The 12,975-nt window shown below is 68.1% G+C and carries 10 protein-coding genes; 4 read left to right on the top strand and 6 right to left on the bottom strand.

The window, feature by feature from the left end; genetic code table 11:
- Nucleotides 1-13: 13 nt before the first annotated feature.
- The 6 genes from DFP85_RS15700 to DFP85_RS15675 all read right to left on the bottom strand — a co-directional run bounded on the left by DFP85_RS15700 (nt 14) and on the right by DFP85_RS15675 (nt 8,303).
- The gene (locus tag DFP85_RS15700) at nt 14-901 is read right to left on the bottom strand and encodes a polysaccharide lyase (RefSeq protein ID WP_133637377.1); all 888 of its coding nucleotides are present in this window, start codon (nt 899-901) and stop codon (nt 14-16) included.
- 58 nt (nt 902-959) lie between these two features.
- On the bottom strand, nt 960-2,507 hold the full coding sequence (locus DFP85_RS15695) for a PilZ domain-containing protein (protein ID WP_133637376.1): 1,548 nt from the start codon (nt 2,505-2,507) through the stop codon (nt 960-962).
- Nucleotides 2,500-4,461 carry a glycosyltransferase gene (locus DFP85_RS15690; RefSeq protein WP_133637375.1) on the bottom strand — a complete coding sequence of 654 codons (1,962 nt, stop codon included), beginning with the start codon at nt 4,459-4,461 and terminating at the stop codon, nt 2,500-2,502. The genes DFP85_RS15695 and DFP85_RS15690 overlap by 8 nt, the downstream gene beginning before the upstream one ends.
- A gap of 11 nt (nt 4,462-4,472) precedes the next feature.
- Nucleotides 4,473-5,819 carry a UDP-glucose dehydrogenase family protein gene (locus DFP85_RS15685; RefSeq protein WP_133637374.1) on the bottom strand — a complete coding sequence of 449 codons (1,347 nt, stop codon included), beginning with the start codon at nt 5,817-5,819 and terminating at the stop codon, nt 4,473-4,475.
- Between the two features lie 306 nt (nt 5,820-6,125).
- Nucleotides 6,126-6,725 (bottom strand): cob(I)yrinic acid a,c-diamide adenosyltransferase, encoded by a 600-nt coding sequence (cobO, locus tag DFP85_RS15680; protein WP_133637373.1) that lies wholly within the window; start codon nt 6,723-6,725, stop codon nt 6,126-6,128.
- An 81-nt stretch (nt 6,726-6,806) separates the two neighbouring features.
- On the bottom strand, nt 6,807-8,303 hold the full coding sequence (locus DFP85_RS15675) for a RimK family protein (protein ID WP_133637372.1): 1,497 nt from the start codon (nt 8,301-8,303) through the stop codon (nt 6,807-6,809).
- Between the two features lie 168 nt (nt 8,304-8,471).
- On the opposite strand from DFP85_RS15675, the gene DFP85_RS15670 reads away from it, so the two are divergent.
- From DFP85_RS15670 to pepN, 4 genes are all read left to right on the top strand, one after another.
- Complete coding sequence (locus DFP85_RS15670) at nt 8,472-8,972, top strand: GNAT family N-acetyltransferase (protein ID WP_133637371.1); 501 nt, start codon at nt 8,472-8,474, stop codon at nt 8,970-8,972.
- Between the two features lie 55 nt (nt 8,973-9,027).
- Nucleotides 9,028-9,513 (top strand): YajQ family cyclic di-GMP-binding protein, encoded by a 486-nt coding sequence (locus tag DFP85_RS15665; RefSeq protein ID WP_133637370.1) that lies wholly within the window; start codon nt 9,028-9,030, stop codon nt 9,511-9,513.
- A 122-nt stretch (nt 9,514-9,635) separates the two neighbouring features.
- On the top strand, nt 9,636-10,013 hold the full coding sequence (locus DFP85_RS15660) for a YbaN family protein (RefSeq protein WP_106229924.1): 378 nt from the start codon (nt 9,636-9,638) through the stop codon (nt 10,011-10,013).
- A gap of 83 nt (nt 10,014-10,096) precedes the next feature.
- Complete coding sequence (gene pepN, locus DFP85_RS15655; protein ID WP_133637369.1) at nt 10,097-12,730, top strand: aminopeptidase N; 2,634 nt, start codon at nt 10,097-10,099, stop codon at nt 12,728-12,730.
- Nucleotides 12,731-12,975: the final 245 nt, after the last annotated feature.

The following is a 12,975-nucleotide window of genomic DNA, read 5'->3' as shown; positions in this document are numbered from 1 at the left end:
GGACGCGCCCCGCTCAGCTCGAGGGGGCGTAGAAGCGAAAGGCGGCGAAATCGGCATGCTGGTCGACGGGGGTGCGCCACTCCTTGCCGTTGCCGCCGAAGAAGGTCGAGAACATCAGGCCGTCGATGGTCACCTCCTCGGTGGTGCGGTAGACGATCTCGCTCTGCTCGAGCACCGGGACACCGTTGATCCACACCCGGGCCAGGCCGTCGGCCTCCCCCGGCGTGTTGAGCACCACTTCCTGTTCGATGGTGACCCACTCGCCGGTGGGGAAGCTCCACAGCCCCCGGCCCACGGAGGCGCCGAACTTCTCGTCCTGGCTGGCCACGTACTCGTAGAGCTCGCCCTGGCCGGCCTCGCGCCACATGAAGCGCATCGAGAAGCCGCTCTCGCCGTCGACCTCGTCGCCGCCGCTGGGAGCCTCGCCGCCGTAGAGGCCCGGCAGCTTGCCGCCCTTGACGAAGTCGAACCCCGGTTCGAAGCGCACCTGGTAGGTCAGGCAGGCCCGCTCGGCGCCGGCCAGGCCTGCCGGGTCGGCGTAGAAGCCGGCACCTCCCTCCTTCGTGTCTCCGGGGGAGGAGGTGCCCTCGGGGTAGTGGACACGCAGGCCGGGCTCCTCGAGGCCCGTGGCGCCGGCGTCGAGCAGTTCGACATTGTCGTCGACGCCCCAGTCACGGGTGGTGCCGAAGCCCTGGCGGACCCCCGCCTGGGCATCCTTGGCGGCGAGGTCCGGCTGCGGCGTTGCCACCGGCGGGTAGCGCTCCGAGCAGGGCTCGACCCGCGGATAGGAGAGGGTCGGCTCCTTGCCCTCCTGCGCCGGGGCACTCGTCGAGGCGAGGCCCGTCATCAGGGCCGTGAGGGCAAGGGCGTGGCGGTGGTTACGGGGGTGTTCCATGCTCATGGTGTCTCCTTGACGAAGGGCCGCGGCGCCGAGGCGTCGCGGCGAAGGCGGGCGAGGATTACCCCGCCTCGCGTTGCTCGTCCTCCTGGGTGACGGCACGATAGACGCGCTCACCGAACTGGCCGACGGCACGCATGCCCTGCCAGATCCACTCGGCGGTGGCGCCCAGCACCGGAGCCTCGGTGAAGCGCACGTCCGCCGGCTTGCCGACGCTCTCGGCCGGCAGGGTCTTCTCGGGTACCAGCAGCACGCTGGCCACGTTCTGCTGCTGACGGACCCAGCTCGGGAAGCCGGCACGCGGCTGACGCTCGATGTCGAGTGCCACGTTGCGCACCCGGGCGCGGATCGGGGTCGAGGCGTTGGGCAACGAGACGTAGGCCGTCTGGTTGGGCTCGATGCGATCGATGTCGTCCATGTGGACCAGTGCCTCGACCATGACATCGTTCTCGCCGGTGCGGATCAGGGTCATGATCCGCTCGCTCTCGTTGATGTAGGTGCCGTCGGCGCTGCTCAGGGCCCAGGCCACCAGGCAGTCACACGGGCTGTAGATGTCGTTGCTGGCCTGGCGGGCCTCCAGGGCGGTGATGCGCGAGCTCTCCAGGTCGCGTGCCGTCTCGAACTGCTCGATGCGCGCCTGGGCAATTTCGGGCGATACCGTCTCGAAGTTCATGGCATCGCCGCTCTCGGGGCGGGCGGAGCTGGCGATGCTGACCTGGCCGCCGCCGGCCGACTGGAGATGCTCCTGCAGGTTCGCGATCAGCTGCTCGTTATACTTCAGCGAGGCCTCGGAGAGGATCAGTTCCGACTCCAGGTCACTGTTGGTGATGCTGGTCAGCTCCTGGTCACGCTCGACCCGGTCGCCGGCCTGCAGGTCGTGGGCCTCGAGGATGCCCGGGCCGGGGGCACGGATGTCGATCCGTGGCGCGGTGACCGCGGCGAAGCTCGGCTCGATCAGCATGAAGTTGCGATAGGCCGTGGCCGCGGCCGCGAGGGCGAGGATCGCGATGGCGCTGAACAGCAGCACATAGCGTCCCCGCGGCTTGGGCGGGCGCGAGGGTGACTGCGGCGTGGACGGGGCCGCCTTGCGCTTGCGCGGGGTCTGCGGGTCCTCGCCCTCCATCAGCGACTCGATGCTGGCCTGGCGTCCGGTCAGGCAGCTGCGGACCACCTGGCGCAGCAGCTCGCGGTGGGGCGGGTCGATATCCGTGATCTCGAAGCCGTTGACGTGATGGCGCCCGTCGGCGTCGGCGGTGGCATGGCGGCACTCGGCCCGCACGGGCACGATCAGCTCCGTCGCCCCGACGGTCAGCAGCAGCGAGGCCGAGAGGCGCTCGCCCGGGCGCAGCGGACGCGAGGTGCGAACGGCGAAGCCGCCCACCGAGACATCGGCGCCGGGGAGTTCCTGGCCATCCTCGAAGCGGACCCGGAAGGGGGGCGAGACGCGGATGAACCGGCGCTCGTCGCGCCGCTCGTGGTGGATCCGCTCACCCGGCGCCTCGTGGCGGCCCGACGGGCTGCCGGCAGGACCCTCGCCGCGGGGGGCGCCCGGGCCGAGGGTCGGCTCGTTGCGCTCGATGCCGTTCATGTCGGAATGATGGTCAGACATCCTTTGCGTTCTCCTTGATCTGTTGTTGGGCCGACGCCACGGCGTCGCCGGAACGGCCGGCTTCCACGCGGATCTGCAGGTCCTTGAAGCGCATCGAGTGGTGCTCCAGCTCCAGGGTGCAGCCGTCGGGCTGCGGGCAGGCCGCGGTCTCGGCGATGGGGCGCCCGCTGGGATCGCTCAGGTGACGGGCCAGCTCGGGCGTGACGATCAGGCGTGTTGTCTCCTCGGCGGCGCCCAGCAGGTGGCCGGCCCGGGGACGGTCGAGCCCCTCGAGTGCGTCCAGCAGGTCGTCGTCGAGGTGGAAGTCACCGGCCGGCAGCTGAACGCTGCCCCCCTCCGGGGCATCGGCGATGGCCAGCGACAGCCAGCGGTCATCCACCCGTGACTGCGCCTCCGTGCTGCCGCCGCCGGTCAGGATGGACAGCGAGGTTCGGTCCGGGGGCTGCAGGACGCCGGTGGCGATTATCAGCACGTAGAGCAGTACCCCGTAGGCGAAGCCGTGCAGCACATGGCCCATGCGCCGCTGGCGCGTCACGGCGACCGGGTCGTTGGGTTCCCCGGCGGAGATGCCCTGGCGCGACCACTTCTGGCGGTTGAAGCGGAAGCTGACATAGGTCTTGAGCAGGGCACCCCATACCTGGTTGTAGTAGATCAGGGGCACCCACAGCAGGCTGTAGCGGCCGTGCTGCCAGGCCAGGATCAGCGTCACGATGCCGCGGGTGAAGAGGATCCACAGGGCATAGGCGAAGATGAACGAGGGGCGGATGAACAGCGTCACCAGGATGGCCACCGTGGGGCCGATCAGGGTGGTCCACATGGAGAGCCGCTGGTCGACCAGGCTCCACCAGGTGAAAAGGCCCATGGGCCGCGGCCCGAGGGCGATGGCCCGGTTGCTGGTGCGCAGCATGTTGCCGTACCAGCGACGCATCAGGTCGGTGGTCGACTTGAAGAAGCGCTTGCGATCGGGCAGCTCCTCGAAGCCCGAGACGTGCACGTCCGGGATGTAGAGCATCCGCCAGCCGTTCTTCAGCAGCCAGTACCAGGTCGACTTGTCGTCGCCGGAGAGGAACTTGAAGGTGCCGAAGCGCCAGTGGTCGACGTGGTCGTTCTCCACCAGCTCGATGAAGTCGGGCTGGGTCGCCAGGTCGGCCCGGAAGGCACTGTAGCGCCCGGTCAGCACCAGCAGGCGCCGGGAGACCGACATCGAGCTCATCACCAGGTGGCGCTGGGCATAGCGGATGTCGTACCACTCCTTGGTGGCATCCCCGCCGGTGACGATGGCGCTGTTGTTGGTGGTCAGGGCGCCCAGGTCCTCCTGGACGCTGAAGAACGACAGCGAGCGCGACAGGGTGCCCGGTTCCAGCCGGATGTCCCCGTCCATGGAGACCAGCAGGGCGCCCGGTGCCGGCATGCGCCGCGAGATGGCGCGCAGCACCTCGGCCATGGCCGAGCGCTTGCCGTCGCCCTTCTGGAACATGTAGCGCAGCTCGATGTTCTCGGGCCAGCCGTTGTCCTCCATGACGTGGGTGATGACGTCCACGTCGGTGCGGTCCGACAGCGAGGCGAAGATGGTGGTGGGCACGCCGTAGTCGGCGACCTCGCGCACCAGGGCATCGTAGACCTGGAAACTGACCTCGGGCTCGATGCGAAAGGAGGTGCAGAGCACATAGAGCTCAGGGGGGAGCGCCTGCTCCCCCGCGGCATCGGCCTCGGCCCGCAGGCGCGGGAAGATCCGGCGGTTGTACCATACCGAGCGCAGCGCCTGGATCAGCCACCAGCTGTAGCGCCAGATGCCCACGGCCCCGACGGCGAAGAAGAAGCTCTTCGACTCGGGGGAGAAGACATCCAGCGGCAGCCCGTCGATCACCACGATCAGCAGGGCGATCCCGAGGATGAAGGTCGCGACCTCCGTCGCCTTGCTGGCGACGGAGCGATCGTCAGGTCTGTTCGACATCTCGACTCCCCTCAGGCGAGCACGGGACGTACGGAGTCACCCCGGCCGATGGCGTAGTAGGCGAGGCCCGCGGCCTTGACGGTCTCGGGCTGGAAGAGGTTGCGGCCGTCGACCAGCACCGGCGAGGCGAGCGACTCGCGCAGCTCGGCGAAATCCACGGTGCGAAAGGCCTTCCACTCGGTGCAGATCACCAGGGCATCGGCACCTTCCAGGGCCTCGTTGCGCTGGCTGGCGAGCCTCAGGTCGTCGCGCTCGCCATAGATCCGGCGACACTCCCCGGCGGCCTCGGGGTCAAACGCCTGGACCCGGGCGCCGGCCTCCCACAGGGCCTCCATCAGGGCCCGGCTGGGGGCCTCGCGCATGTCGTCGGTGTTGGGCTTGAAGGCCAGGCCCCACAGCGCGATGGTCTTGCCGGCCAGCTGACCGTTGAAGGCCTGGCAGAGCATCTCGAACAGGCGGCTCTTCTGACGCGCGTTGACGCGCTCCACGGCGGCGATCATCTCGGCGGGGTGGCCGACCTCCTCGGCGGTATGCGCCAGCGCCTTGACGTCCTTGGGGAAGCAGGAGCCACCGTAGCCGCAGCCGGGGTAGATGAAGTGGTAGCCGATGCGCGGGTCGCTGCCGATGCCGTGGCGCACCTCCTCGATATCGGCACCCAGCCGCTCGGAGAGGTTGGCGATCTCGTTGATGAAGCTGATCTTGGTGGCGAGCATGGCGTTGGCGGCGTACTTGGTCAGCTCGGCGCTGCGCACCCCCATGAACATCAGCTTGTCCTTCTGGCGGCTATAGGGGGCATAGCATTCGCGCATGGCGCTCCTGACCCGCTCCGAGTCGGTGCCGACCACGATCCGCGCACCCTTGGAGAAGTCCTCGATGGCCGCGCCCTCCTTGAGGAATTCGGGGTTGGAGCAGACATCGAAGTCCAGCGCGACCCCGCGGCGGTCGAGTTCGGCGGCGATGGCGCGCTCTACCCGGCTGGCGGTGCCGACCGGCACCGTCGACTTGTCGACGATGATGCGGTAGTCATCCATGTGACGGCCGATGGTCTCGGCGACCTTGAGCACATGGCGAAGGTCGGCGCTGCCATCCTCGTCCGAGGGGGTCCCCACGGCGATGAACTGCAGCAGGCCGAAGGCCACCGCCTGCTCGGCATCGGTGGTGAACTGCAGGCGACCGGCCGCCCGGTTCTGGCGGATCAGGCTCTCCAGCCCGGGCTCGTAGATCGGCACTTCGCCGGCCTCGAGCCGGGCCACCTTGTCCGCATCCACGTCGACGCACATCACGTCATGGCCGACATCGGCCAGGCAGGCGCCGGTGACCAGGCCCACATAGCCGGAACCGAAGATGGTGATTCTCATGATCGCTGTCTCCTTGCTCGATGACCGGGATGGCCGCCCTCTGCGGGCGGTCACGCATCCTCTGCTTTTCGATCCAGTCAGTAAGCAAGGCGCATGCCATCTTCATAAAAGACGGCATTATCAATTGGTTGGGGAAGGGGGAAGCCAGTTGGCGGGGGCTGGACACATCAGGGAAGGAGATAACCGTCGCCATGAAGAGACGGTTATCGGGGAGGTGAAGGCAAGTCTTTAAAATCAAACAGTTAAGTGTTGCCTGACGACGACGCGCGGGCGTCATGTATCGTCAAGTGATTGAAAATCATGGGGTCAATAGTCGATGCCGCGGCGGGCCTGGACACCGCTGTTGAAGGCGTGGCGCACCTCCTGCATCTCGGTGACGGTATCGGCCATGGCGGTGAGTTCCCGGTGGGCGTTTCGGCCGGTGATGATCACCGTCTGTTCGGCGGGACGGTTCTCCAGCGCGCGCTTCACCGTCTCGATATCCAGGTAGCCGAACTTGAGCATGTAGGTGATCTCGTCGAGTACCACCAGGTAGACGTCCGGGTCGGCGAGCATCCGCTCGGCCTTTGCCCATACCTCGCGGCACGCCCGGGTGTCGGCCTCGCGGTTCTGGGTGTCCCAGGTGAAGCCGGTGGCCATGATGGCCACTTCCAGGTTGGAGTCCTCCACCAGCCGCTCGCGCTCGCCGCACTCCCAGAGTCCCTTGATGAACTGCACCACGCCGACCCGGTAGCCGTAGCCCAGGGCGCGGGTCACAGTGCCCCAGGCGGCGGTGGTCTTGCCCTTGCCGTTGCCGGTGAAGACCAGCAGCAGGCCGCGCTGCTCGGTGGCCTCGGCGACCTTCTCGTCGACGCGGGACTTGAGTCTCTGCATGGCCTGCTGGTGGCGGGTATCGCGATCGTTCATCGGGGCTCCGTAGGTTGTACAAGGCTTGTCCAGGAAAGCGACAGCATACGCCACAACCGGGGCGGCGTCAGCCACTCGAGGTCACGCCCGCTCGCGCACCCGGGCCTCCATGCGGGCCAGGAAGACCCCCATGATGCGCTCGTAGAGCGCGCGGCCGAGCACGGCATCCTCGATGCCGGCGTCCACGTTGGGGTTGTCGTTGACCTCGATCACCACCACCCGGTCGCCGGTCTGCTTGAGATCCACGCCATAGAAGCCGTCACCGATGAGCCGGGTGGCCTTGAGCGCCGCCCGGATCACCGCCGCCGGGACCTCGGCGGGGTCATGGGTGGTGAAGCCGCCGCTCTTCACCCGGGCGCCGGAATGGTCGTAGATCTGCCAGTGGCCGCGGGCCATGTAGTAGCGGCTGGCGAACAGCACCTGGCCATCGAGCACGCCGATTCGCCAGTCGTACTCGGTGGGCAGCCACTCCTGGAGCAGCAGCAGGGCCGAGGTGGCGAACAGTCGGCTGGCCTCGCGCTCGAGCTGCTGCAGCGACTCGACCTTGACGATGCCCCGGGAGAAGGCGCCGTCGGGAATCTTGAGCACCATCGGGAAGCCGAGACCGGCGACCCGTTGCTCCAGCGCTCGGCGGTCGCCACGCTTGAGCAGGATGCCCTCCGGGGCCGGAACGCCCCGGGCCCGCAGCAGGGCGTGCAGGTAGACCTTGTTGGTGCAGCGCAGGATGTCGCGGGGGGCATCGATCACCACCAGCCCCTCGTGCTCCGCCCGCCGGGCCATGCGATAGGTGTGGTGGTCGAGGGCGGTCGTCTCGCGGATGAAGAGGCCGTCGAACTCGGCGAGCCGGCCGGCATCCTTGCGGGTGACCAGCGAGACATCGATGCCCAGGCGGCGTCCGGCGCGGATGAAGGCCTTCAGCGCGCCGCGGTTGCTGGGGGGCAGGGCCTCCTGCGGGTCGACCAGGATCGCCAGGTCGAAGCGGTAGCGGCGCCGCGCCTTGGGCGTGCGCCAGACCTTGCGGGAGTGGCGGTTGAGGGCCGTGGCGAACAGGTCCTGCTCCTCGGGCGCCAGGTCGCGCAGGCGCAGCGGCCTCAGGCGCGACAGGTGCCAGGCGTCGTGGCGACGCACCAGGCGCGCCTCGAGCAGCGGGCAGGGCAGCCGTTCGAAGAGCCGGCGCGCCAGCCGCGCCAGGCCGGGCTCCCGGCATTCGCCGAACAGCACTCGCAGGGTCAGCTGGTCACCCGGCAGCGACCCCTGGCGGGCCAGGTCACCGAGCAGCGGCGCCAGGCCGTCGAGCTGGAGGTCGACCAGCGCCTTGCGGCCGAGGGCGTTGAGGGTCTCGACCGCGGGCAGTACCCGCTGTCCCCGCGCCTGGGCCAGCAGCGAGACATAGTAGCCCGTGCCCAGGTAGTCGAGCTCGCTGCACAGGTTGATCACGTGGGTGGTGCGGTCCTGGTCGTCGCCGATGCGGTGTTGCCGGTCCTGGGCGAGGAAGTCGTCGGCGGTGATCAGGTCCTCGGAGGGATAGTAGGGCCGCCAGTCTTCCAGTCGGTCGACGACGATGCGAAGCGGACACATGGTGGGGCTTCCGGGCTGGGCGGCGGGGTGCCGCCGGAATGCGGCCAGCATGCTCCTGAGCCCGCTCCCCGACAAGACGGCTTTCGAGTGAAAAGATTTCATGGTCAACGCCGGTGACAGCGATATTGGCCATGATCACAATCGTCCCGAGATTTCCGGAGAACCGAGATGACCGTCACCCTGCGCCCGGCCCTGGGGCGCGACCTGGCTGCCCTCTACCGCCTGGAGCAGGTGGCCTTCACCGGCGACCGCTTCAGTCGCCGCCAGCTCTGGCACCTGCTCAACCGCGCGCATGCCCTGACGCTGGTCGCCGAGCAGCGCTCTCCCGAGGGCGGGCCCCCGAGGCTGCTGGGCTATGGCACCCTGCTGTTTCGTCGTGGCACCCGCCGTGCCCGGCTCTACTCCTTCTGCGTGCATCCCGATGTGCGCGGGAGTGGCCTGGGCCGGCGGCTGCTGGAGGCGCTGGAGGCCGAGGCGCTGGCGCGTGAGGCCGAGGTGCTGGGGCTCGAGGTGCGCGCGGACAACCAGGTGGCGCTGGGCCTCTACCGGCGCATGGGCTTCCGCCCGGAGCGCTGGCTCGGTGACTACTACGAGGACGGCTGTGCGGGCTGGCAGATGGCGAAGCCGCTGCAGGCCGAACCGGGGGCCGCGCGGGTTCGCGAGGGCTGATAGAATCTCGCCATCCCCCCTTCACCACCGACCACCCATCCACCAGGACATGCCCATGCCCTCCTTCGACATCGTTTCCGAGTTCGACAAGCACGAAGCCAGCAACGCCGTGGATCAGGCCAACCGTGAGATCCAGGCCCGCTTCGACTTCAAGGGGGTCACCGCGAGTTTCGAGCTCAGCGGCGAGACGGTCGCACTGGAGGCCGAGGTCGACTTCCAGCTCAAGCAGATGCTCGACGTGCTGCGCAACAGGCTCATCGCGCGCGGCATCGACGCCCGCTGCATGGACGTCCAGGAGCCGGTGCTCTCCGGGGTCCGCGCCCGTCAGGAGGTGACCCTCAAGCAGGGGCTCGACCAGAAGGAGGCCAAGGATGTCGTCAAGCGCATCAAGGAGAGCAAGCTTAAGGTCCAGGCCCAGATCCAGGGCGAGAAGGTCCGGGTCACCGGCAAGAAGCGCGATGATCTCCAGGCCGTCATGGCCCTGCTGCGTGGGGAGGGCGGCCCGGACCTGCCGCTGCAGTTCGACAACTTCCGCGACTGACGGCCGCCTTGGCGCCTTGACCCAGGTCACGCCGATGGCGGCCATAGGCGCTGGCGATTGGCACGGAAGGGCAGAATGCTCTTCAATGGGGGAGATACCTGACTATCGGGAGTGAGCGTTCGATGCCCGTCGTTCGTCGTGTCGCCTTCATGGCCCTGGCCTGGGTCAGTTTCGGGCTGGGCGTGGTGGGGGCCTTCCTGCCGCTGCTGCCGACCACCTGCTTCATGCTGCTGGCGGTCTGGGCGGCCTCGAAGGGCTCACCGCGCTTTGCCGCCTGGATCCGCGAGCATCCGCGCTTCGGCCCCGCCGTGGTGGCCTGGGAGTGCGAGCGGGCGATTCCCCGCCATGCCAAGCGGCTCGCCACCGCCATGCTGGGCATCTCGATGCTGGTGCTGGCCCTCACCGTGAGCCTCTGGTGGCTCAAGCTGTCGCTGATCGCCGGGCTTTGCCTGGTGGGCGCCTGGGTCCTGTCGCGCCCGGAGCCGGTCGCCGTGCGATGATCGCGACGGGCGTCGCATTGCTTTGAGCTCCGGGTGCGGGGCGCCGTACAATGGATGGCAATCACCGACAGGAGCCATCCTCGATGTCAGAACCGCAACCGATCCACCTGAGTGACTACCGTCCGCCTGCCTACCGTGTGACCCGTACCGAACTGACCTTCGACCTTGACCCGGATGCCACCCGGGTCAAGGCGCGCCTGCACCTCGAGCGCCATCCGGAGCGCGAGTCCGGAGCCCCTCTGGTGCTTGACGGCGAGCAGCTGGCGCTCAAGGCCATCGCCATCGACGGTCAGCCCCTGGAGCAGGACGAGTATGAGGTCGGCGAGGCGGGGCTGGTCGTGCACCGGGTGCCGGAGGCCTTCCTGCTTTACACCGAGGTCGAGATCGCCCCCGACGGCAACACGGCGCTGTCCGGGCTCTATCGCTCGAGCGGCATGTTCTGCACCCAGTGCGAGGCCGAGGGCTTTCGCCGCATCACCTTCTACCCGGACCGCCCCGACGTCATGGCGACCTTCTCCACCACGGTGATCGGTGACGCCGAGCGCGAGCCGGTGCTGCTCTCCAACGGCAACCCGGTGGAGCGCGGCACGCTGCCCGGCGGTCGCCACTTCGTCACCTGGGAAGACCCGCACCCCAAGCCCAGCTACCTGTTCGCCCTGGTGGCCGGCGACCTTCGCAAGGTCGAGGATACCTTCACCACGATGAGCGGGCGTGACGTCACCCTGCAGATCTGGGTCGAGGAGGAGAACCTCGACAAGACCGACCACGCCATGGCCTCGCTGAAGCGCGCCATGCGCTGGGACGAGGAGGCCTACGGGCGCGAGTACGACCTGGACCTCTTCATGATCGTGGCGGTCAACGACTTCAACATGGGCGCCATGGAGAACAAGGGGCTCAACATCTTCAACTCGGCCGCGGTGCTGACCCATCCCCACACCGCCACCGATGCGGCCTTCCAGCGCGTCGAGGGCATCGTCGCTCACGAGTACTTCCACAACTGGTCCGGCAACCGGGTCACCTGTCGCGACTGGTTCCAGCTCTCCCTGAAGGAGGGCTTCACGGTCTTCCGTGACCAGTGCTTCTCGGCGGATACCAACTCGGCGCCGGTCAAGCGCATCGAGGACGTCTGCTTCTTCCGCACCGCCCAGTTCGCCGAAGACGCCGGTCCCACCGCTCACCCGGTGCGCCCCGACCACTACATCGAGATCGGCAACTTCTACACCCTGACCATCTACGAGAAGGGCGCGGAGATCGTGCGCATGCTCTCGAACCTGGTAGGGAAGGAGGCCTTCCGCCGCGGCAGCGACCTCTACTTCGAACGCTTCGACGGCCAGGCCGTGACCATCGAGGACTTCGTGGATTGCATGGCCGAGGCCTCGGGCCAGGACCTCGACCAGTTCATGCTCTGGTACTCCCAGGCGGGGACCCCCGAGATCGATGCCCACGGCGAGTACGACTACGCCAACGCCGAGTACCGCCTCATCCTGCGCCAGCGCACCCCGGCGACCCCGGGCCAGCCGGACAAGCAGGCCCTGCATATCCCGGTCCGCCTGGGCCTGGTGGGCACCAAGTCCGGCCGCGACCTGCCGCTGACCCTGGAGGGCGAAACGCTTGGCACCGATACGGTGATCCACCTGCGCGAGGAGGAGCAGGAGTTCCTCTTCACCGATGTCAGCGAGGCCCCGGTGCCCTCGCTGCTGCGCGGCTTCTCGGCGCCGGTGAAGCTGCACTTCCCCTACGGTCGCGAGGACCTGGCGTTCCTGCAGGCCCACGACTCCGACGGCTTCAACCGCTGGGATGCCGGCCAGCGCCTGGCCCTGCTGGCCCTGGACGACCTGATTGCAGCCCATCGCAATGGCGTCGAGAAGGTGATGGACCCGCGGGTCACCGAGGCCTTCCGCGTGCTGCTGGCAGCGGAGAGCGACGACAAGGCGGTGCTGGCCCAGATGCTGACCCTGCCCAGCGAGGCCTACATCGCCGAGCAGCAGCCGCTGGTCGACGTGGATGCCATCCATGCCGCCCGCACCTTCGTCAAGCAGAGCCTTGCCCTGGCGCTGCGTGACGACTTCCTGCGCGTCTATCGCGAGAACCAGGACGACGCCCCCTATGCGCCGGAGCCCGAGCAGATCGCCGCGCGCAGCCTGAAGAACGTGGCGCTCTCCTACCTCATGGCCATCGAGGACGAGACGGGACTGGAACTCGCCCGCGAGCAGTTCGAGGCGGACCACAACATGACCGACGTGCGCCATGCCCTGACCCTGCTGGTGCACAGCTCCCGCGGCGACATCGCCGACCCGGCCCTCAAGGCCTTCGGCGAGGCCTGGGCCCACGACCCCCTGGTGATGGACCAGTGGTTCGCCATCCAGGTGACCCGCCCGCAGCCGGACGTGCTCGACCGCGTCACCTTCCTGATGGAGCACCCGGCCTTCTCGCTGAAGAACCCCAACAAGGTGCGGGCGCTGATCGGCACCTTCGCCAACCAGAACCCGGTGAACTTCCACCGCGCCGACGGGGCAGGCTACCGGCTGCTGGCCGACACCGTGATCGCGCTCAACCGTCTCAATCCGGAGATCGCCGCCCGCCTGGTCACCCCCCTGACGCGCTGGGCGCGCTTCGACGAGGCCCGCCAGGAGCTGATGAAGGGCGAGCTCGAGCGTATCCGCGCCGAGGAGCTCTCGCCGAACGTCTATGAGGTGGTGGAGAAGGCCCTGGCCTAGGGTCTTTTAGGCTTTTGGGCGAGAGTGATTTGCGTCGCGAGCGATGAGAGGCTGGTCGCCGCCGGAGCGCAGGAACCGGAGTGTAGCTTGCTACATGAGGATTCCGATCGGACCGGCGCGCCGGCACCGCCGGCGGCCAAGATGGCTAGGTGTGATCTCTCGGTAGGTTGTTCATCCGGAGCCTACCCGGAAGACTGGAGATGCGAACCAACCAACCTCTCCAGGAGGCCCGGATGAACACCCAT

The organism is Halomonas ventosae (assembly GCF_004363555.1).
Taxonomy (GTDB): Bacteria; Pseudomonadota; Gammaproteobacteria; order Pseudomonadales; family Halomonadaceae; genus Halomonas; species Halomonas ventosae.
Note: the sequence above shows the minus strand (reverse complement) of the source record. Positions and strands in the feature narration are given on the sequence as shown.